The organism is Bacillus sp. FSL K6-3176, from assembly GCF_038003325.1.
Taxonomy (GTDB): domain Bacteria; phylum Bacillota; class Bacilli; order Bacillales; family Bacillaceae; genus Bacillus; species Bacillus altitudinis.
This window is the reverse complement of sequence record NZ_JBBOOX010000001.1, coordinates 1,772,229-1,792,454: the sequence shown is the minus strand read 5'-3', so window position 1 is coordinate 1,792,454 and position 20,226 is coordinate 1,772,229. Positions and strand designations below refer to the sequence as shown.

General features: G+C 40.9%; 18 protein-coding genes. 4 read left to right on the top strand and 14 right to left on the bottom strand.

What is annotated here, in order from left to right; translation table 11 throughout:
- Positions 1-29: 29 nt before the first annotated feature.
- The 4 genes from MHB38_RS09205 to MHB38_RS09190 all read right to left on the bottom strand — a co-directional run bounded on the left by MHB38_RS09205 (position 30) and on the right by MHB38_RS09190 (position 6,996).
- Positions 30-3,173: a bifunctional cytochrome P450/NADPH--P450 reductase gene (locus MHB38_RS09205; protein WP_202734427.1), complete on the bottom strand. Its 3,144-nt coding sequence runs from the start codon at positions 3,171-3,173 to the stop codon at positions 30-32.
- A 21-nt stretch (positions 3,174-3,194) separates the two neighbouring features.
- Complete coding sequence (locus tag MHB38_RS09200) at positions 3,195-3,776, bottom strand: TetR/AcrR family transcriptional regulator (RefSeq protein WP_017359589.1); 582 nt, start codon at positions 3,774-3,776, stop codon at positions 3,195-3,197.
- A 228-nt stretch (positions 3,777-4,004) separates the two neighbouring features.
- Positions 4,005-4,715, bottom strand: coding sequence for a DUF421 domain-containing protein (locus MHB38_RS09195; protein WP_017359590.1), 711 nt, complete (start codon positions 4,713-4,715; stop codon positions 4,005-4,007).
- 64 nt (positions 4,716-4,779) lie between these two features.
- On the bottom strand, positions 4,780-6,996 hold the full coding sequence (locus MHB38_RS09190; protein ID WP_202734428.1) for an RNA ligase: 2,217 nt from the start codon (positions 6,994-6,996) through the stop codon (positions 4,780-4,782).
- A 107-nt stretch (positions 6,997-7,103) separates the two neighbouring features.
- Between MHB38_RS09190 and MHB38_RS09185 the strand changes: the two genes are divergently transcribed.
- Positions 7,104-7,295: a hypothetical protein gene (locus tag MHB38_RS09185; RefSeq protein ID WP_035391946.1), complete on the top strand. Its 192-nt coding sequence runs from the start codon at positions 7,104-7,106 to the stop codon at positions 7,293-7,295.
- A gap of 13 nt (positions 7,296-7,308) precedes the next feature.
- Here MHB38_RS09185 and MHB38_RS09180 read toward each other — a convergent pair whose 3' ends face one another.
- The 8 genes from MHB38_RS09180 to MHB38_RS09145 form a co-directional block, all read right to left on the bottom strand.
- Positions 7,309-8,217 carry a DMT family transporter gene (locus MHB38_RS09180; RefSeq protein ID WP_035391948.1) on the bottom strand — a complete coding sequence of 303 codons (909 nt, stop codon included), beginning with the start codon at positions 8,215-8,217 and terminating at the stop codon, positions 7,309-7,311.
- A 330-nt stretch (positions 8,218-8,547) separates the two neighbouring features.
- Entirely contained in the window at positions 8,548-9,270 is a 723-nt protein-coding gene (locus tag MHB38_RS09175; protein ID WP_008343937.1) for a LutC/YkgG family protein, read from the bottom strand.
- Positions 9,267-10,691, bottom strand: coding sequence for a LutB/LldF family L-lactate oxidation iron-sulfur protein (locus tag MHB38_RS09170; RefSeq protein ID WP_008343938.1), 1,425 nt, complete (start codon positions 10,689-10,691; stop codon positions 9,267-9,269). The genes MHB38_RS09175 and MHB38_RS09170 overlap by 4 nt, the downstream gene beginning before the upstream one ends.
- Before the next feature lie 21 nt (positions 10,692-10,712).
- A complete protein-coding gene (locus MHB38_RS09165; RefSeq protein WP_019743842.1) occupies positions 10,713-11,429 on the bottom strand; it encodes a (Fe-S)-binding protein in 717 nt (238 codons plus the stop codon).
- Between the two features lie 245 nt (positions 11,430-11,674).
- Entirely contained in the window at positions 11,675-13,213 is a 1,539-nt protein-coding gene (locus MHB38_RS09160) for a M48 family metallopeptidase (RefSeq protein WP_223255620.1), read from the bottom strand.
- Positions 13,214-13,496: 283 nt separating this feature from the next.
- Positions 13,497-14,348 carry an SDR family oxidoreductase gene (locus tag MHB38_RS09155; RefSeq protein ID WP_135227053.1) on the bottom strand — a complete coding sequence of 284 codons (852 nt, stop codon included), beginning with the start codon at positions 14,346-14,348 and terminating at the stop codon, positions 13,497-13,499.
- A gap of 135 nt (positions 14,349-14,483) precedes the next feature.
- Positions 14,484-14,897, bottom strand: a complete 414-nt coding sequence (locus tag MHB38_RS09150; protein ID WP_017367312.1) for an Rrf2 family transcriptional regulator — start codon at positions 14,895-14,897, stop codon at positions 14,484-14,486.
- Positions 14,898-14,945: 48 nt separating this feature from the next.
- Entirely contained in the window at positions 14,946-15,419 is a 474-nt protein-coding gene (locus tag MHB38_RS09145) for a VOC family protein (RefSeq protein ID WP_052321078.1), read from the bottom strand.
- Between the two features lie 159 nt (positions 15,420-15,578).
- Between MHB38_RS09145 and MHB38_RS09140 the strand changes: the two genes are divergently transcribed.
- Entirely contained in the window at positions 15,579-16,022 is a 444-nt protein-coding gene (locus MHB38_RS09140; RefSeq protein ID WP_052321077.1) for a DUF2188 domain-containing protein, read from the top strand.
- Positions 16,023-16,050: 28 nt separating this feature from the next.
- Here the strand turns inward: MHB38_RS09140 and ku are convergent, their stop codons facing one another.
- The gene (gene ku / locus MHB38_RS09135) at positions 16,051-16,899 is read right to left on the bottom strand and encodes a non-homologous end joining protein Ku (protein WP_052321076.1); all 849 of its coding nucleotides are present in this window, start codon (positions 16,897-16,899) and stop codon (positions 16,051-16,053) included.
- A gap of 114 nt (positions 16,900-17,013) precedes the next feature.
- Between ku and MHB38_RS09130 the strand changes: the two genes are divergently transcribed.
- Positions 17,014-18,879 carry a DNA ligase D gene (locus tag MHB38_RS09130; protein ID WP_052321075.1) on the top strand — a complete coding sequence of 622 codons (1,866 nt, stop codon included), beginning with the start codon at positions 17,014-17,016 and terminating at the stop codon, positions 18,877-18,879.
- 34 nt (positions 18,880-18,913) lie between these two features.
- Positions 18,914-19,609, top strand: coding sequence for a YoaK family protein (locus MHB38_RS09125; RefSeq protein WP_008343947.1), 696 nt, complete (start codon positions 18,914-18,916; stop codon positions 19,607-19,609).
- Positions 19,610-19,648: 39 nt separating this feature from the next.
- Here the strand turns inward: MHB38_RS09125 and MHB38_RS09120 are convergent, their stop codons facing one another.
- On the bottom strand, positions 19,649-19,870 hold the full coding sequence (locus MHB38_RS09120; RefSeq protein WP_008343948.1) for a hypothetical protein: 222 nt from the start codon (positions 19,868-19,870) through the stop codon (positions 19,649-19,651).
- Positions 19,871-20,226 lie beyond the last annotated feature (356 nt).

Below are 20,226 nucleotides of genomic sequence, written 5' to 3'. Positions count from 1 at the left end.
AAACCGCCAAAGTGGCGGTTGCAACATGATCAGCTCCATACATCTTTTACATATCTGTTGTCATTGGCTAGAGATGTCAACCATTGTTCAGCTGTTTCTTTCGCACACTGTTTCTCAGTCTGATACAGTTCAATAAGTGTTGCCTCGACATCTGGTGCCATGACCTTTCCATCCCCGCAAATATAAAGGTAGGCGCCTTTGTCGAGCAATTCAATGAGCTTGGCTCCATCATTTTTAATGAAGTGCTGGACATACACTTTTTGCTCCTCGTAGCGAGAGTAAGCACGGTGGATGGTGACGACTCCTTTTTGTTCTGCAAGCTGCATTTCGTCATAATACAGATCATCTTCATGCGGGTGGCGGCAGCCAAAATAAAGATGGGCTTCACCTAACGGCTTCCCTTCATTTTGCCATGCTTCCCTTGCCTGAATGAACCCTCTAAACGGGGCGATACCTGTTCCTGGTCCAATCATGATCATGGGTATTTCAGGAGAAGGCGGCAATTCGAATCCTGCTTGAGCTTCATGAAGGAAGCAGGCCACTTCATCTCCTTCTTGCAGTCCGCATAAATAGTTTGATGCGACGCCTGCGTATTCACCGCGTCCGCTCCATGATTTTCCTTTCACAACAGCTACTGTGATACTAAGCCTCTTTTCATCTACCTTTGGCGAACTGGAGATCGAGTAATAACGAGGCTTCAATCCTGGTAAAAGGGCTAAGAAATGATCAAATGGCAGTTCACACGCTTCATATTGCTCTAGTAAATCCAGCATGGTCACACGCTTCTTTAATACAGCTTCTTGATAAGTTTCTCCCGCCATTTGTTCAAGTTCAATACGATGAGGTGGGCATACCGTATATTTTGCAAGATCTCTTAGCTGAGTACGTGTCACAGGCTCTTGCAGCTCTACATGTGACGCCAGCAATTCTTCGACTTGAATTGGCTGATTTAATGGTAAATGACTTGCTTCTTTTTCCGAAGAGAGTATCATGTGCTGCTGTGGATCCAGCTTAAAACGATCGGTCACTCGCTGAACGAGTGTTGCACTATTTTTTGGCACGATTCCGATATGATCTCCTTCTTTATAATGCTTGCCTTCGGGTAATTGAAGTTCGATATGCCTTGTTTGGCGGGTACTTTTTTCAGATTGTAATTCTTGATTTTTCAATACAACAGCTGAAAAGGCACCGTATGTTTTAGCTACAGGACGTTCCACTAGCTCATTCGTATATGCAATGGATAGGTTTGGCTTTTCTTGGCGTTTCTCCTGCAAGGTTAAATTGAATTCTTTTGCAAGCTCATCGAAGACTGTTTTCTGGAATGTTTCTTTATCTTCATCCATATCACCGCCCGCATCGCCTTCACCAATATCCGTTACACGCTTTGCCCCTTTTCTTTCAAGTGCTTCATCAATCAGACGAGGAATACGCTGATACGTGCTCGCCCAATTTCGATCCCCGCACCCAAAGACTGCAAATGTCACGTTTGATAGATCCTGCTCCTCATCCTGCGTCACCCAATCCACAAACTGTTTCGCATGGTCAGGCGGATGACCATTGTATGAAGCCGTTACAATTAAAACTGCGCCTGACTCTGGTAACTTTCGAGTATAATCATCAAGCGGTGCCGTTGTCACGTCAAACCCTTTTGCTTTCCCGTCTTCAGCAAATTCGTTTGCCATCTGCTTTGCTGTGCCCAGATTTGATCCGTACAAGACCAATAGCGGTGTTCCATGACTCGCTATTTTTGCTTCAGCGGATGCCGTGCTTTTCTTCACTTCTTCTTTCGGAGGCGCCATAAAGAATTGCTGCTTTCTTGGCCGTACTTTGATTTTAAAATCGTTCGGTTTAATCGTCAGGGATTCTTTTAAATCCAGTTCATACGACGTATGGTCAATCAATTCAAGGTTGTGCAGAACCATCGCCAGAACCATCGTGGCTTCATGAAGGGCAAATTGCATCCCAATACATGCACGCTGGCCATTTCCGAATGGTTTATAGGCATGCTGTGGAATCTTTTCAGGATGCATAAAACGTTCAGGCTTGAATTCTTCTGCATCCTCCCCCCAAACCGCTTGATCCCGATGTAATTTAGGAAGCAGCACATTGACACTTTGGTTTTTTTTGATCGGATATTTTCCTCCAATGACTGTATCCTCTTTCGCATAAAGAGAGAACGTAGGCGCCGTCGGCCAGAGGCGAAGTGCTTCATTTAAGACCATACGCGTATAACTTAGTTTTTGAACCTGCTTAAATGTCGGCAGGCCGCCTTGTAGCACGTCGTCTGCTTCTTGTACGGCTTTTTTTAATTTGTCAGGATTTTTTAGTAAAAAATAAATCGCAAATGACAACAATCCGCTTGTTGTTTCATGACCCGCTATTAAGAAGGTAATGATTTGATAACGGATATTTTCATCTGACAGGCGTTCACCTGTTTCAGGATCCTTTGCATGTAGCATGAGAGAAAGTAAATCATTGCCCGTTTTATCTTGTTTTTTCCGTTCTTGAATAATGTCATCTACTAATTGCTTCATAAAATCAACATCTTGTTCAAATTCTTTTCTTCTTTTGATCATTAATTTATCTGCGACCGGCAATCTGCTTGCTTGATCCATCGCTTCATTTAAACCATTCAGCATGCTTTCAATAAATGGATGCTGATTTTCTTTATAAAAGCTGTTAAATCGAAAATCAAAACCGCATAGCCCGATCGTATCTAAAGTGAGCTTTGTCATATCCTCTGCTACTTCAATTTCTTCATCACGGCCCGTTCTTTGCCATTTTTGTACAAGCTGTGTGGCAATATCGAGCATCATCTCATGATAGCCCTTCATGGCCTGCTGGCTAAACGCCGGCATCAAGATGTGATGAGCCTTTCTCCAGTTCGGCTCTTCTGTCCAACTTGTGAATAACCCATCCCCTGAAAAAGTTCTCACTTTATTGAGACTGCTTCCAATGAATTTATCAAAACGCCTCTCATCAAATACTTCTTTGGCAAGTTCATGGCTGGAAACAAAAATACTTGTTGCTTTTGAAAATTCAAACTGAAAGATCGGCCCTAATTCATCTGCCAGCCGCCAAAAGGTTTGAGAAAGCTCTCCTTTTTTGATATGAGGAATATTTTTTAAAGGTCCGTATGTTTTTGGTTTTGGAATGATTGATATTTGTTGCATGTGCCCACTCCCTTTATTTCTTTATGATGCAACGCTAATGGCACGCCATAAGCATTGCTCAATATCTTCTAAAAATTCAATCGTTGGTTCAATTTCCTCTGCTAGAATCTGTTTATGAAGCTGAACGAACGCTCCAAATACAATGGATAAAATTGTTCTCCCTGAAAGATTTGGATGAATTCCATCCTTTTTGCCTTCTTCAAAAATATGAAATAGCTCATTTAATAGCTGCTGCATCTTCTCTTTACTTTTCTCATCTAAATAGTGTGAGCGTTTGTCAATTTCTAAGAAGTACAGACCACTTGGATTCTCTTTTGTAAAGAGCACTAAGCAATAAAAGACATGTTTGAAATAAGCCCTAATGCTTGCTTTAGGGTCTGGACTGTTTGTATTCACCTTGTCGATAAATGCAGTCAGGCTTCGCTGGTATAAAATGTTCACAAGAGCCTCTTTACTATCAAAATAACGATAAATGGTTCCTGCTCCAACATTGGCTCTTTTCGAAATCATCGGCATCGTTGTACCGTCAAAACCCCGTTCAATAAATAAGTCCAGAGAAGCCTTCATAATCTGCTCCTGTTTATCAGTAGTTGCTGCGGGCATTTCATCCTCTCCTTTCGTTTTATCAGGAATGAATGTTCATTCCGCTTGATGTATATTATATTAATATTTTAAATTCTTCTATTTATACTTAAACATACTTATTTTTCTCCGTCACTACATTTTCTGAAAATAATAATAATTGAGAAATGATACCTAGATAGATGACATCCAAACGACTTATAAATATTGGCAGTTCTGTGACGCGCGGGTGTCGTCTGAACTATATGTTCATTCTTGGTCAATTGGAGAATGGATGTGATCGTCATATGTATCAATATATAAACTGCCATTACTTGAACGAACCGCATAAACAATGTCTTTTAAAGACAGCTGCCTTTTTTGAATTTCTTCATAGATCCACTGCTCCGTTAATTGGTTTTCATGAAGGTTTTTCAAAATGAGCTTTCCGTCCATAATGACTTCAATGGGCATGTAACGCTCTGCCTGCATCCACAGGTTAAGATCTTTTCGCGTGACATAATCAAATGAAGGGTATTTTTTCACTGACATATGCCCATCTGTTTCAATCATTGCAAATTCAACTTCACTAATGTCAAACACATTCTTTTCTCTGAGCTGTTGATTTAAATAATCAAGTGTATACCTCATTCCTTTCATATTCTCTTCAAGGATTTTGCCATTTTGAATCACAAGCGTTGGTTTACCGGCCATAAAACCTCTCACCTTCCGGCTTCTTAAAGCAAGTAAAGAAATCACATAAATAATGATCACAAGTGTCACAAAAGAAATGGTTGTGTGATGAAGCGGAAGCGTAGTATTAAACGCCAAGTTCGCCGCAATTGAACCTAGACTGATCGCCGCAATGAAATCAAAAATATTCATTTGTGCAATGGTTTGCTTTCCAAGAAGACGGGCACCGCCGAATAAAATAGCAAAAGCAAATATGGTTCGAAGAATGACTTCAATGTGATCTGGCATTTCAGCTTCCACCTTTCGATTTCATGAAAAAAAGCCTTTTCTCTAGAAAAGACTCTTTGTTAGACTATGCATTTATTCCGTCATTATTCAAATGGCCCGCTTCCGTTTGCTCAAATTGTGAACGCAGCTCAATGATTGAGCTGTTTCTCACGTTTACTGGATCTTGCTCGAGTAGCCATGTATAAAATCTTGCTTGCTCTGCTGTTTGCAAAGCCTGCATATATTTTTGGGTGGAGCGCTTATCTGCAACCCGCTGTTTAATGGATCGCATTTGCTTCCAAAATTGATAATAAGGAAGCTTTAACTTGGTCATAAAGCCGCTGTTATCCTCAATGACATAACCTTCTTCTTTGATTGTGTCATCATGTGATACAGATTGATACCATTTGTAGAAAGAGGTCCAATCATGAAACACTGCCACTTGCTGTTTGCACCGCATGCCAAGCTGTTCACTGAGCCTTTTCACTTCAGCAAATGGTTCTTTTTCATAGCTCAGCTGACGCTTCACGATATCAAGTAAAATGAGTTGATCATGATCATATGTGATAATATGCGGGTCTTTCTCTGGCAAAATGACTTCAAATACAAGGGATACATGGTTGTCGCGTACGTATGATTTGATGTAATCGACCTGCACATCGTCAAAGGTCGCATAAAATAGCTCTTCGACCCAAGCAGCATGCTGATTTTGCTTCACATGTGACGTATACGATTTGGACGTAAACACCAGTTCATCTTTTATGTCGTTAAACCCAACCGTGCCTAAGTATCCATTTGCTTTATCATAGACCGTCACAGGAAATTGAAGATGATTCACTAAATGCTGCATTCTTGTTTCAGGACGTTCATCAATATTAAAGAACTTATTATAACTTCTAGACACAATCTGCTTTGAAGTCATATTGATAAACAACCCTCTTGCTTTGACATTTATTTCATCCCATTGTCTTTCACTAAATGCTTTTTTGGTGAAATTAAAAGATGAAATATCGTGTGGCAGCTTTAATTCCTGTACATATTCATGCTGATCTAAATGGGCTAAAAAATCATCCAGCGTCACATTGGGCTGAACAAAGACCGGTTGCTTGTTTTCAGAAGCTCTATAGACAGGATTGTCAATTTCATGTGTCTCAATCCCGCTTGCTGTGATTTTTAACACACGTAGCTGTCCGCCAAATTCAACCTGACCTTCGAGATTATAAGATCTTTCTGCCGCTTGAATAGGCAGTCTATATAAATTGCGATGACCGTGAATTTGAATGATATCTAATCCAGAAGTATTTTGCACAAATAAGTGGTCAATGTCATCTGAATATTCACCTACTCCGTGAATAAGCTGCTGCGTTGAGACATGCAGAAGCTCTTCTGGCAAATGGGCAAGCCCACCATGGGTGACAAGAAATGTCTGACCATGATACGTAAAATAGGTGAGCTGATGAAATGTTCTGACAAACTTCCTTAATTCTTTTAGGTCAAAACCTGCTTCCGCAATTTCAGGCGCAGTATGACGGTTAAACATATTACTTCTCACTTTTTCTTCATGTGCATATTTGTAAAGATGCTGATCATGATTTCCTTCAATGACGATCACATTGCGGCATTCTCTATGTGCCAGCATCCATTCTAAAACTTCCTTGTTTTCTATTCCTCTATCAAGCAAATCACCTGCAAAGATATAAAGCTCGTTTTCTTTCAAGTCTCCTTGCAAATAAGTATTTAGAGCTGTGTAACAGCCGTGAATATCACCGAAGACGTGAATGGCTTCATACTGATCAAAAGACCTGGGCTGATACGTCATAATGACTGGATATTCCTCAGGCGTCAAAACGGTTACCCATGAAGGCACCTTCTCTGTCTTTAACCGTTCATTCATTTGATATAACACAGATTCCTTCACTACTTTGTGCGGCTCTCGACCGCGATTTTGCAGCAGGGCTGTTTCAAGAGGCACTTGCGTAAAATCGACGACATACACTCTATAGCGGTATGAAGTAGCTAATGATTTATACTGCGAAATGGACTTACTTGTGACATGTGTTGCATCAATGACAGTAAAGTCTCCTCGTTCCATTCGGGCTGTGAGGAGTTCAAATAATAAAGACCAGACTTTATGATCATGTTTGCTTGAAATTTCCGGTTTCCCATTGACTGATAACTGCGGAGGCTGGGTTAACAGACGGATCTGATCCGCTGATAATGTATATGGTTCTAAGCCTTGTTCTTTGATCCAAGTTGATTTACCTGCACCTGGGAGACCTCGTAAAAGGACTAAAGTTCTCATAATGGTTCTCCTTTAATGAGTGATATTTTACCTATTATAGATAAATTATGGATAAATCTCAATCTTTTATTGATTATGGTAATATATAGATATAAGGAGGGTTACACATGCCTAATGAAGCGAATACTGCATTCAACATTGGGGATATCGTATTTCAAGTATTTTCTCTTCTATTCATTGCATTGATCGTGACCATCGTTGTCATCGCGATTCGAATGATAAGAAGAAAACAAGTGGAATTGAAGAAAGTCGAGGCTAGATTAAACAAAGTAATTGAAAAAAATCATTTAAAAGAGTAAAAAAATCCGGGAGTTAACCGGATTTTTTTGTTTTCATCACGATCCCTTGTCGCTGCTGCATCAAAAAGAAAAAGACACCTAAAAGGACAAGAAGACCACCGAACATTTGCAGCAGCGTGACTTTCTCTCCAAGCAGTAAAACAGCGAGTATCGTTGCCCCAACAGGTTCTCCTAGAATACTCATTGAAATAGTTGTCGCATTCACATAGGTTAACAGCCAGTTGTTAATGACATGGGACATGGTAGGGATAATGGCGAGCAGTAAAAAAATCCCCCATTCTTTACCCGAATAGCCTACAAAAGGCGTTTGCTGTATAAGGTTAAATAAAATTAAAAAAAGGCCGGCAAAACCAAATACACAAAAACTATAAATCCAATGAGATATCTTTCTCACAGCTTGTTGACCGATTAATAAATAACAAACAACAGCGATTACACTGAAAAAGGATAAAATGTCTCCTATAATGGCGTCTTGGCTATGTCCGATATCCCCCCATCCGATCATGAGCGCACCAACAATCGCCGCACACATTGTGAAAATGGCTGACTTCGTTGTTTGTTCACGAAAAATGAGAAATCCGCCTAATAATGACACCATCGGCTGAAGTGCAATGATGATTGTAGAGCTCGCCACTGTGGTGAGCTTCAATGAGCCGAACCACAAAACAAAATGGAGCCCTAAAAAGAAACCTGACATACATAAGAAAAACCAGTCTCTCCGCTTTAACGAGACAAACTCTTTTTGACGCGGCAGAATAAACGGAAGCATCAAAACCGCCGCAAATATCATTCGATACATACTTAAAATAGCAGCAGGCGCACTTGACCACTTCACAATAATGGCCGAAAACGAAATCGCAATGATGGAGATCACAAGCGGCACCGCAATCGACTTCTTTGGAGCATTTGTCTTCATTTCCATTAGCAGCTTCCTTTACATCAGCAGTAGATGAGCTTCTCATCTTGTATGACGTCATCTTACTATGACCATTCGCCTAGAGGCAAGATGAATTTTAAGAATGTTTACATAAAAAAAGCTTTCTTCACGAAAGCCCCAGATTGTTGACAAAGGGCTAAAATGAACTTGATTTTAGCCCTTTGTCTTCTTTTCAGCGTGATAGAAAACCTTTGCAGTCCTAGGAAGGATGAGCATCGGCGCGGAGCGAATTTAACATTCGTGAGCACCGAAGCGCAGGACTGACACCGAATGCGAGGGTTTGCCTACACGCTGAAGCTTTCTTCACGAAAGCCCTCATTCATCATCTATTAATACATACACAGCCCGCACCGGCCCATGAACACCAACGACTAAATTCATTTCAATATCGGCAGAATTACTTGGACCTGATATAAAATGAATGGCGCCTTTCGTCTGCTCTCCTTCTTCTACTAGGCGATGAAGAGCTGAAACAGCATGAATCATCCGCGGGACAATTGTGCTTTTTTCAATACATACGATATACATCATCGGTAAAAAATGAAGTGCTCTCCCTTGACCTTGATGGGAGGAAAGAACAACGGTTCCGGATTCTGCAAGTGTGTAATCGCTGAATACCACTGCATATTTCGCTTGTTCTGCCCGCCTTATATTTTCTTCTCTTGATGTATCTGCATTCCAGCTAGTGACTGAGATTCCTTCTTTCCGCAAGGCTTGAAACATAGGATGACATTCATATTGTGCAAAACGTCTATCGCTCGAAGTCATCACAGGACCTTCTCCATACTCTTTCATCAATAATCGTAACGTTGAGGGTGCTTCTTTTGGCGTTGTTTCTACCACTTTCGTATGAATTTGCTGACATTGCACCTTCAATTGCTCTACCAATTCTTCTTTCGACAGACCTTCATTTGTTTCCCAATTGACTCGATGCTTCCAAACCGGACGCCGAATAGATGCAGGCTTGGAGGAGCTTTTGCCTAATTGTTGCTGGATATGTGCTAAAAATGGATCCCGATGAGAAATGGTTCCTTTCATTGTCGCTCCTCCTTTTGTTTCTTTTTAAACCAATCCCGAAACCTTTCTTTGCTTGGCGCTGGGAGGTCACGAATTTCTGTCCAATTCTTTAAAGGACCCGCACCTTTTGAAATCTGTCCGTTTGAAGCCATACGTTTCAAGAGCACAGGGGCTGCTTTTGTTCCAAATCGATACATTCTAGGAGTGGATGCGCCCATTCCGAACATTTTCATTGCCATCATTTCCGCTTTAGGCGCTCTCCCCTCTTTTTCAACGATGACTTGTCGATGTTTGATTAATAATTCGTGAAGTGGAATTTTCACTGGACAAGCATCTGTACAGGCTGCGCACAAACTTGAGGCGAAAGGAAGCTCTTGGTAGTCGTCATATCCTCCAAGTAGCGGCGAAAGAACAGCACCAATCGGACCCGGGTAAATTGATCCGTACGAATGACCGCCAACATGCCGATAAACGGGGCACACATTGATACAGGCTGCACACCGAATACATTGCAAAACTGGCTGAAATTCCGTCCCTAATATATTTGACCGTCCGTTATCCACAATGACCAAATGAAACTCTTCTGGTCCATCGACCTCTCCTTCTCCTTTTGGTCCCACGACAGAGATATAGCTTGTTAACTTTTGACCGACTGCGCTTCTGCACAATAGACCGACAAGGACATCGAGCTCCTCCATCGTTGGTACAAGCCGCTCCATCCCCATGACTGCGATATGTGTCTTTGGAATGGACGTGACAAGATCCGCATTCCCTTCATTCGTCACAAGACAAATCGATCCTGTGTCAGCCACAGCAAAGTTACAGCCCGTCACACCAATATCTGCTTCAAGAAATTTTTCTCGTAACAAAGCTCTTACAAATTTGGTCATTTCTTCAGGAGTCTCTGACATATCATATCCAAGCTTTTCGTGAAAAACTTCCCGTATTTGTTCTTTCGTCATATGAAGGGCTGGTGCCACGATATGTGAAGGTGGTTCATGGTCATCAACTTGAAGAATATATTCTCCAAGATCGCTTTCAACTACCTCGCAGCCAATCTCTTCTAGCGCTTGATTCATTTCAATTTCTTCTGTGACCATTGATTTTGATTTCACGATCTTTTTTGCTGCTTTTTTTTGTGCTACATCTTGAATGTACGCTGATGCCTCTTCCTTTGTTTTTGCAAAAAACACATGACCTCCACGTCTACTCACGCTCTCACTTAATTGATATAAATAGTCATCAAGATGGGCCAGTGTATGCTGCCTGATGTCCTCTCCAAGTTCACGCCACCTTTCCCAGTTTCCAAGCTCTTCACTTGCAGTCATCCGCCTTTTATACAGACGCTCCTGTGCCGAAGAAACAGCTCCTCTCATCACAGCGTCTTCTAATCCTTCGCCGATCCGCTCTTTAAAAGCCTTCTCTCCAATTTTCATACTCATGTGCCGTTCCCCCTCTTAGCTTCAGCGGCTATTCAACACTTCTGCGATATGCATCACTTTGACTGGCTTATGAAGACGATTCAGTCTTCCTCCGATATTGAGCAGACATCCACAATCAGCACCAATGATATATTCAGCGCCTGTCTCCTCTATGCTTTGTACTTTTTCATCGACCATCTGCTCAGAAATGGGTGTCATTTTGATTGAAAAAGCTCCTCCAAATCCGCAGCAATTTTCAGCGCGAGGCAATGGTTCCATCACCAAATCTTTGACATTTGACAACAGTGTGAGAGGCGCTTCCTTAATTCTAAGCAGTCTCGTCATATGGCAGGAGGTATGATAGGTGGCTTTTCCTTTCAAACTCGCACCTACATCTGTTACATGTAATATATCAACAATAAATTCCGTTAATTCATATGTTTTCTCAGCAAGTGCCTGAGCACGGGCGAACCACGCTCGGTCTTCTTTAAAAAGGTGCGGATATTCTAAAAACATGGCCTTACAAGAACCTGATGGTGTGACGACATATTCAGCTGATTCAAAGGCTTTCATCATATTTTTGGCCGCTTTGATTGTTTCTTTTGTATAGCCGCTGTTAAAGGCGGGCTGCCCGCAGCACACTTGTGCTTCAGGGAATTCCACTTCAACACCAAGCCGCTCTAACACCTCAACAGTCGCCTTTCCTACATGTGGCTGCATAGTGTCAATTAAACAGGTGACAAATAAACTGACTCTCATCGGCGAACTTCCTTTCTTTTGCTGCACCTTGATTTATGTCCGGTCATCTGATGACTGAATAATGGACCTTCATTTCATTTTAATCCCAAATTTCTGAAATTTCAACGAACGGATTTGTCTAAAATTTGGACATCATGCTTGTGTGATACATGAAAAAACGCCCTTTTTACAGGGCGTTTGAGAACATTCATGTTTTTATTTCTTCATACTACCGAAGGAAGTGTCGTCTTTCACACAAACCGCCTTCACTTCATGATTTTCTTTATGTGATGAATTCGTTTTTCAAAAGAAGGATGACTTTCACGCCATTCAGATTTTCTTCCGTCATCTCCATCTTCTTCAATCAAATGACTTAATTTTATCAAAGTATTGAGATATAGAGTTTGATTCTCAAGATGGTGAACAGCAAAGCGATCCGCCTGAATCTCAAATAAGCGACTCATTTTCTTTGGCAACCACTCCGTCATAAATATCATGATCAATAACCCTGCTGGGAACAACAAAATATATTGCCACCAACCATTGGCAAGCATCACCTGTCTGGCATAGTACATACTGATTCCCATAAGTAAGGTGACAATCACAGTGAGGTAAATGGTGAAATGCGCATGTTTTAATTTTACATGTCCCATTTCGTGGAATAAGATCGCACGAATTTCCTCTCTATCAAACTTATCTAATAACCCTTCCGTCACATATAGATTGACTTTTCTTCTAAATGGAAGTTGAAATGAATATATCCAGGCATTCACATCATGTTGTGAGTCTTTTTTCACCCATATATTTACCTTTTGGTTCGTTTTATGCTCAATATCTTTGCAAATATTTATGAATTCGTCCGTCCGTAAGATTTCATACTTATTTATCATTTTTTGAATGAATGAGTAACCCATAATAAATAAGATGACTAGGGCGAAATACCAAGCACAAAATAGAAAAAGATGATCCATAACCTTCGCTTGAAACGCCAAAGGCATGACTAAATAAGAGCCGAAATATATCAAGGATAATGTGATAGCACCAAATAAAACGGCTTGCTCCCTAACGTTCAGGAAGAATGAATTCCCTAAAGTGTCTTCATTTTCTCCTACTACATCAGAAGAATCTTTTGTCACATACTCAAATGAATAAGCTGTCAATAAGACTGACAGGAAACTAGGCACAAGTATAGAGAGAATCATACTCAACACATAAGATCCTGTAACAGATAGCACGTATCCCATTAAGAAATAATAATTTAATCCCAAGGGAAGAAAAATGGCTAGAACAAAGGGAATGAATAATGTGAATAGGTTTTTCATCGATTCGTGAAGGTTAAAAAGGAAAAATAACAAAGCGGGCAAAAGAATTCCCATTAAAGTCATGAATGTAACAAATGTAATGCTATGCTTAAAGTTTGTGTTGATCTTAGTTGTTTCTGTTAGATTCGTTAGATTGTATGTAGAAAAGAAGGGATTTTGCGTTACCTGTTCCATCATGATCGTATCATCATGGATAGGTACAAAACCTTTTCTTAGAAAAACCAATGCCTTATCATTCATTATTTTGTCTGTTTCAATCATACTGATTCCATTCGCAGATGGGATCTGTGTGAGATTTATGTTCTTTCCACTTAATTGAAGGGATGCTTCTGAAGGGCCATTGAAAGAACCGTCTTGATAGGTTAATAAAACGTCACCCTGATATAGCGAATGAGCGACGAATACTTTTGGGTTGCTTTCTTTGTTCGAATCAAGTAAAACAAATGGTGAAACAACGGCTGAACGAAAACCGAGTTCAATCATAATGACGATGATTGTGATCATACTGGCAGTCAAATAAGAGAGAAAGGCTTTGCGTAACATGTCATCACATCCTGCTATTTAATAGGATTAAAACAAAATGAATATCTTGAATAATGTATTTCATAATAAAGTAAGCGTCATTCATTTGTTGGAATCATCTCATAAAATTCTAACATCTACATACAAGAATATGTACGACAAAATGGACATTACACCTATATTTTCAAAATAACGGATCAACAAGGATAGAAAAAACGCCCTTTTACAGGGCGTTTTTACATGTTTAGTTTGACATCATTTCTCGTATTCTATCTTCAATAGGTGTTAAAGAGCGGCCTAATAGTTTTTCGAAATCATGGCTTTCGACTGCTAATGCCCCATCGCGAATTCCGCTTTGCATCGCTTTGACAAATGGAACAGCTTCTTTCGGTACACCATTTGACGCTAAAAATTCTCCAAATGTATCTACATCCATGTGCTCTACTTTGATTTCTTTCCCGCTCACTTTGCTGACCATTTGTGCAAGTTCAGTGTGTGTGCGAAGCGGTCCTGACAATTCATAGATTTCCTGATCATGTGCCGGCAGTGTTAACGCATTTGCTGCTGCTTCTGCATAGTCATTTCTTGTTGCCCAGCCGACTTTACCTTCACCAATTGGGCTGATAAACGGCGCTCCGTTCACTGATGCCAGAATCGTATCTTTTTCATTTTCCACATACCAATTGTTTCTTAGAAAAACATGAGGTATGCCAGAGGTCAAAATTGCTTCTTCTGTTTTTGCATGGTCATGTGCTAGGTTAAGCTGACTTTCTCTTGCATTGACAACACTTGTATAAGCAATAAATGACACATTCGCTGCTTTCGCTGCTTGGATGGCATTGATATGCTGCTTCACGCGATCTCCATCCCCAGACGAAATGATCAAAAGGCGATCAATCCCTTGAAACGCTGATTGAAGTGTATCCGGCTGTGTGAAGTCTCCCTTGCGCACATCCACCCCAGCTTCCTTTAGATGGACTGCTTTTTGCGGATCTCGAACACTGACCGCCAATTGTTCAGCTGGTACTTTTGCGAGCAAATGTTTGACGACGAGCGATCCAAGTTGTCCTGTTGCACCTGTCACTAATAATGTCATTGATTTGACCTCCTCATTTTTCGTTCAACGGTGATGTTTCATGTATGAAGCAGCTGGTTTCTTGCATCAGATCATTCGTTATAATCGAAATGGTTACAACGAAGGGGTAAAAAAAGCTCTATGTATGAGCTTTTTCTACTCTGCCTCGATTAATAATTGCTTAATTGTCACTTGTTTAAGATGATGCTCAAGTGCGGACTGTGCTTCTTTAAGTTCTTGCCGCAGTCTCGTATCCATGGCTTGACCAATTGGACATGCAATGACTGGTTGATGAAAGCTAAATAACTCTTCATCTGCGCTTACATCCACAGCCCGGTACACATCTAGTAGAGTGATGTCCTCTGCCGGCCTTTTTAAGGAAGCACCGCCAACTCCTCGGCGAATCTCAATGAGATCCGCCTTTTTGAGCATAGCCATCATTTTTCTGATAATGACTGGATTTGAATTGACACTTTCTGCAATAAAATCCCCTGTGCACTCTTTTGAAACACCCGCAATAAATGACAAGATATGAACAGCAATGGTATACCTGCTGCTAATTTGTTTCACATTCCTTCACCACCGTTGTAATCAATATAGTTACAATGAATGCATTTGTCAATCAATAAACGGATGTTTCTTTCTTTCCCAATCTTCAAATGTCATCATCTCATGATGTTCTCCTGCATCAATTTCAAGCGGTGCTATGCATTCAAGCAAATTGCCATCTGGGTCAAGAAAGTAAATCGCGGCATGAAATTGTGGCGGATTATCAAGAACTAAAGGCTGCTGCTCTTCCGAAAAACCAAACATCGGATGAATGCTGATCCCTTTTTCTATCAGCCATTCTTTGATTTGCTCAATGCTGGATGTTTCTATTTGGAAGGCGACATGTCGCGTCGCTGGATGATATGGAACAGTGGACATATCAACCTTCCAAAGGCCAAGCCAGCTCTTTCCTTTCTCAATCCATAAAAAGGCCACTCGTTCATTTTCATGAGCAAGGGTTAATTCCAATTTTTCAAAAAAAGAAATGGATGCCTTCAAATCACTCACAGGTAAATGTGCTTCATACAAGCCTTTCATCATCATTTCATTCACTCCTTTACTATCTTCTATTGTGCAGGAATTGAAATCATTCTTCCTCAGCAAAACGATGTATTTCAACCAAGCCATTGGATTGAGATGGTTAAATGTTTGATCCATTGCATATGGGGGAAGGTGTTCAAATAAAAGAAAGGAGTGTTCAATATGCCTTGGACAATGGAAGATTATCCAGCTTCATTCCAATCACTAGACAAAGTCATTCGAAAAAAAGCACTTGAGATTGCCAACAAAATGGTGCAGGAAGGCTATGAAGAAGGTAGAGCGATTCCAATTGCGATCAATCAAGCAAAAGAGTGGAAAAAGAATGCGACAGAAAAAGAAATGGAGGACTTTCACTCTCATGGTTCTGTGACTCCTTCTAAGAAAAGCAGCTCTGCACGACCTGAGCTCATGGATCATGCGCAGCATGTCGTGAAACATGATGAAGGCTGGGCGGTTCAAACTGAAAAAGCGAAGCGTGCAAGTGAGGTAAAAGAAACGAAACAGGAAGCCATCGACCGCGCGAAAGAGATTTCATCTAAAAAAGGAACATCAGTTGTCATCCACCGAACAGATGGGACGATTCAGGATGTGGTGAAGCCAAAATAAGACCGCCCTTTGGCGAGCGGTCTTTTCTTTATGCATTCTTTTCTTTTTTAGCGGGTGCTTTTCTTTTCTTAGGTGCTGCTTTTTTCGTTTTTTCTGGTTTTGATCGATCGATAGAAGCCTGCAAAGCGGCCATCAAATCAGTGACATTGGATGAAGCCTCTTTTTTACCTGTCGTTGCTGGTTGAACGGTATGTTCTCCAGAGATTTTGTCTCCAATGACATTCATCAGCTGCTCTCTGTATTCATCCCGATATGCGGCTGGATCGAATGTGGTGGTCAGCTGCTCAATTAAAAGGAGTGCTGTGTCTAACTCTTTCTTCACGATGTTTTCCTCTTGCGGGATATTCGGGACGTCTGATACTTGTCTAATTTCGTCAGGGAAATGAATGGTTTCCATTAGTAAAATATGTTCGTAGCACCTAACAATCGCTAATTGCTCCTTTGAGCGAATCATGATCTTGGCTACACCGATTTTCCCTGATTCTTTCAACGCTTTTCTTAATAATGAATAAGCCTTTGCTCCGCCGGTATCTGGAGATAGGAAATAACTTCTTTCATAATAGATGGGGTCGATTTCTTCTATCTTCACAAAATCAATGATTTCGACGGCTTTTTCTTCATTTTCTTTTCTCAGCCTTTCGAGTTCTTCCTCATCCAATTCAATGAATTTATTTTTGGCATACTCGTACGCTTTTACAATTTGCTCTGGCGCTACCTCCTCGCCGCAGTTAGCACAAACCTTTTTGTAGTTAATCGGCGTATGGCATTCTTTATGAAGCTGTCTTAATTTAATATCTTTGTTTTCTGTAGCGGTAAACAGCTTGACTGGAATATTGACCAGTCCGAAGCTAATGCCGCCCTTCCATACTGTATGCATCGTAACGCCTCCGTTCTTTTCTTCTTACTATGTAATGTTTTCATCAGAGTTATGTATGTTTATGAAAATTTCATCCCACCATAAGAACACATGATGTAAGGAAGTGAAAACACAATGAAACCGATGCGTTTAACGTCTGCACATGATATTCCTGTTGGAGCAGACTGGCTGTATGAATTAAAATATGACGGCTTTAGGGCCATTCTTATATGGGAAAAAGACGCCATCCATTTAGAGAGCAGAGCCGGAAAGCGATTAAATGAACAATTTCCTGAAGTCATTGATCAGTGCCAGCAACTAACAAAGCAGCTTGCACCTTTTTTACCGCTGACCCTAGATGGAGAATTGGTCTTTTTACTGAGTGAACAAGAAAGCGACTTTACTAAAGTTCAGCAAAGAGGCCGCCTGAAAAACACAGAAACCATTCAACGCCAGGCTAAGCGGTTTCCATGCCATTTGATTGCATTTGATCTATTGAGATGCAAAGGGAAATCCCTCGTTGATTTACCGCTGATTGTAAGAAAAGCTGAGCTGCATGAGGTGTTCCAAGCAGCAAATCTTCCTCCCTCCGTTCAGCTGAATCACCCCTCTCTTCTTCAAATCATCCAAACCGATAGCAGCCCTGATGACATGAAAAAAATCATGCTGACCTATTTAGCGGAAGGATTAGTTGCTAAAAAGAAAATGAGTAAATGGCAGGAGCATACCCGCTCGAAAGAATGGCTCAAAATCAAAAATTGGCGGTTTGTATCTGTCATCGTGACTCGTTTTGATAAAGACAATGGCTATTTTCAAGGATGTCTTTATCAAGAAACGAATCTCTTAGAGGTTGTCCAATTTAAGCATGGTTTTTCTAAAGAAGAAGAACAAACCCTGCGCACCTTATTTCTAACCAAAGGTCAAATGACTGGAGCATCACATTATGAAATCCCACCATCCATTGTCGCAAAGATCGCCTGTATTTCTTTTGATGGATCAGCCTTACGTGAGCCCCGGTTCTTTTCGTTTTTATTCGATGCAGATCCAGCAACGTGTACCTTTCAACACATGCTCAAACAGCTTTATCCGCTCCCAGCTATGATTGACGTCACCCACCCAGAGAAACCGGTTGTACCTGCCCTTCATATCACAAAGGCAGATTACTTACTTTATTTGAGGCAAGCCGCTCCCTATTTATTACCCTTTTTACGTGAAAGACGTCTTACGTTAATACGCTTTCCTCATGGCACTGGTGGAGAATCTTTTTATCAAAAGGCAACGCCCGATTATGCGCCTGATTTTGTTGAGACAGATCAAGCGCACGATATTTCTTACACAATCTGTAATGATCCTGACACGTTGCTTTGGCTTGGTAACCAGCTGGCGATGGAATTTCATATTCCTTTTGAAACGAGAGATACAGATCGGCCTGTAGAAATTGTATTTGATTTAGATCCGCCTTCTGTTAAAGAGTTTCACCTAGCAATAGAAGCAGCCAAACGAATCAAGGCCATTTTAGATGGACTCTTTCTCACCGCATTTATTAAAACAAGTGGTGGGAAAGGGCTGCAAGTTTATATCCCATTGAAGAAAAATGCCTTCACATATGAACAAACTAGACAATTCACTGCGTTCATCTGCCAATTTTTATGCGAACAAGCACCCGAGCTGTTTACGCTAGAGCGTCTAAAGAAAAACCGCGGCAACCGTTTATATTTAGACTACCTTCAACATGATGCTGGAAAAACAATCATCGCCCCGTATTCCCCGAGAGGAAACGAGCTTGGACTTGTTGCAACACCGATTGAATGGGAAGAATTAAATAGCGAAGAATGTCATCCTTCTTTATTTACGATGCCGGCTGTTATGAAACGTCTAAAGGAAAAAGGCGATCCATTCCGTCAAATGAGGCACCATGTGAATGATGATTCTTTTCGACAAGTTTTATATCAGCTGCAGGACATATTACCAGCTCATAAAATGGACACACGCGGTCATTAAGCGTTACACTTATTCATTAGAGAGGAAGAAAGGGATGACTATTTTGACCGCACACTCAATACGAAACATTGCACTGATGTTCTTATGTCTTACCGCAGGAATAGTGGATGTTATTGGCTATTTAAGCCTTGGGCATGTGTTTACAGCAAATATGACGGGAAATATTGTACTGCTTGGCATTGCAGCAGGCAGTTCATTGCAGTTAACCGCTCTTCATTCCATCACGGCACTTAGCGGATTTGTTCTAGGTGTTTTACTAGCTGTTGTCATAGGTGGAAAACAAGAAAAAACATTTTGGCCAAAAGCCGTTACACGCATCTTTATCATAGAAGTCATCATCTTGCTTCTATTTGCTCTTATGACCATTTTTCCTTATACGCAAGGTGCTTATTTTATGCTGATTATCCTTTTAAGTATGGCGATGGGCATGCAAACGGCGGCCGCACGCAAATTAAATGTCGCTGGCATTTCTACAACAGTTTTAACGAGTACACTTGCTAACTTATTTGAAGATTTGGCGCAGCGCTTATCAAATCGGGAAAAAAGAAAAGCCCCTATTCAACATGTGAGCTTGCTGCGAATCGGTTCTATTGTCTTTTACTGCCTAGGAGCTGCTTTAGCAGCATACACAGATGCGTACGATCCGTTTATCATCATTTGGCTGCCTATTTGCATCCTAGGGGTTATCGTGATCACAGCTACATTTAAGCACTTTCACCAATTGAAATAGCCAATCTTAGATGGCTATTTCAACCACTGTGATAAAACATTAATAACTTCTTACATAAAAACCAGGAGGACGCCCCATAATGAATGTGGAGCCATATGGAGAATATCCAGAAAACGTCCCGAACCCTCCATATCCAGGGTAACCTCCTAAGCCCGAGAATACGCCAGGGCTCACATAATACCCGCCAAAGCCAATATGAGGGCCCACTGCACCTCCGCTAAAACCGCCGCCATGAAAGCCTCCATATACCCGAGGATCCATACAATCACCTGCCTTCAACTTACACTTCATCTCATCATATGCGTGACAAATGGAGCGGTGTTCCCACTTTTGTAACAATTTCTATGTACTATAGACCAATTTGATGAAATTTGAATGAAAAGTCCTGCAAAAAATTAAATTAAGCAAAGAAAGGTGACCTTTTTAACTTGTTGCTCTGCCCTATATTTATTTAGAATAATGGAGCAGGTAACAAATTTGCACACCCCCTTTGTTGCGAATTCTTCTTATTAAACGTTCTTGCAGCGTTTAATAAGAAGAGCCTATTTTCACACATATAAAAAACCCTTGCTGATCATCATCAACAAGGGCGAGAAATGATTGGGTGATTAACCACC

Excerpts from the sequence above, each read along its gene's own strand:
- MHB38_RS09205 (WP_202734427.1), bottom strand. The coding sequence starts at position 3,173 with ATGCAACAAATATCAATCATTCCAAAACCAAAAACATACGGACCTTTA.
- MHB38_RS09200 (WP_017359589.1), bottom strand. The coding sequence starts at position 3,776 with ATGCCCGCAGCAACTACTGATAAACAGGAGCAGATTATGAAGGCTTCT.
- MHB38_RS09195 (WP_017359590.1), bottom strand. The coding sequence starts at position 4,715 with ATGCCAGATCACATTGAAGTCATTCTTCGAACCATATTTGCTTTTGCT.
- MHB38_RS09190 (WP_202734428.1), bottom strand. The coding sequence starts at position 6,996 with ATGAGAACTTTAGTCCTTTTACGAGGTCTCCCAGGTGCAGGTAAATCA.
- MHB38_RS09185 (WP_035391946.1), top strand. The coding sequence starts at position 7,104 with ATGCCTAATGAAGCGAATACTGCATTCAACATTGGGGATATCGTATTT.
- MHB38_RS09180 (WP_035391948.1), bottom strand. The coding sequence starts at position 8,217 with ATGGAAATGAAGACAAATGCTCCAAAGAAGTCGATTGCGGTGCCGCTT.
- MHB38_RS09175 (WP_008343937.1), bottom strand. The coding sequence starts at position 9,270 with ATGAAAGGAACCATTTCTCATCGGGATCCATTTTTAGCACATATCCAG.
- MHB38_RS09170 (WP_008343938.1), bottom strand. The coding sequence starts at position 10,691 with ATGAGTATGAAAATTGGAGAGAAGGCTTTTAAAGAGCGGATCGGCGAA.
- MHB38_RS09165 (WP_019743842.1), bottom strand. The coding sequence starts at position 11,429 with ATGAGAGTCAGTTTATTTGTCACCTGTTTAATTGACACTATGCAGCCA.
- MHB38_RS09160 (WP_223255620.1), bottom strand. The coding sequence starts at position 13,213 with ATGATTGAACTCGGTTTTCGTTCAGCCGTTGTTTCACCATTTGTTTTA.
- MHB38_RS09155 (WP_135227053.1), bottom strand. The coding sequence starts at position 14,348 with ATGACATTATTAGTGACAGGTGCAACAGGACAACTTGGATCGCTCGTC.
- MHB38_RS09145 (WP_052321078.1), bottom strand. The coding sequence starts at position 15,419 with ATGATGATGAAAGGCTTGTATGAAGCACATTTACCTGTGAGTGATTTG.
- MHB38_RS09140 (WP_052321077.1), top strand. The coding sequence starts at position 15,579 with ATGCCTTGGACAATGGAAGATTATCCAGCTTCATTCCAATCACTAGAC.
- ku (WP_052321076.1), bottom strand. The coding sequence starts at position 16,899 with ATGCATACAGTATGGAAGGGCGGCATTAGCTTCGGACTGGTCAATATT.
- MHB38_RS09130 (WP_052321075.1), top strand. The coding sequence starts at position 17,014 with ATGAAACCGATGCGTTTAACGTCTGCACATGATATTCCTGTTGGAGCA.
- MHB38_RS09125 (WP_008343947.1), top strand. The coding sequence starts at position 18,914 with ATGACTATTTTGACCGCACACTCAATACGAAACATTGCACTGATGTTC.
- MHB38_RS09120 (WP_008343948.1), bottom strand. The coding sequence starts at position 19,870 with ATGGATCCTCGGGTATATGGAGGCTTTCATGGCGGCGGTTTTAGCGGA.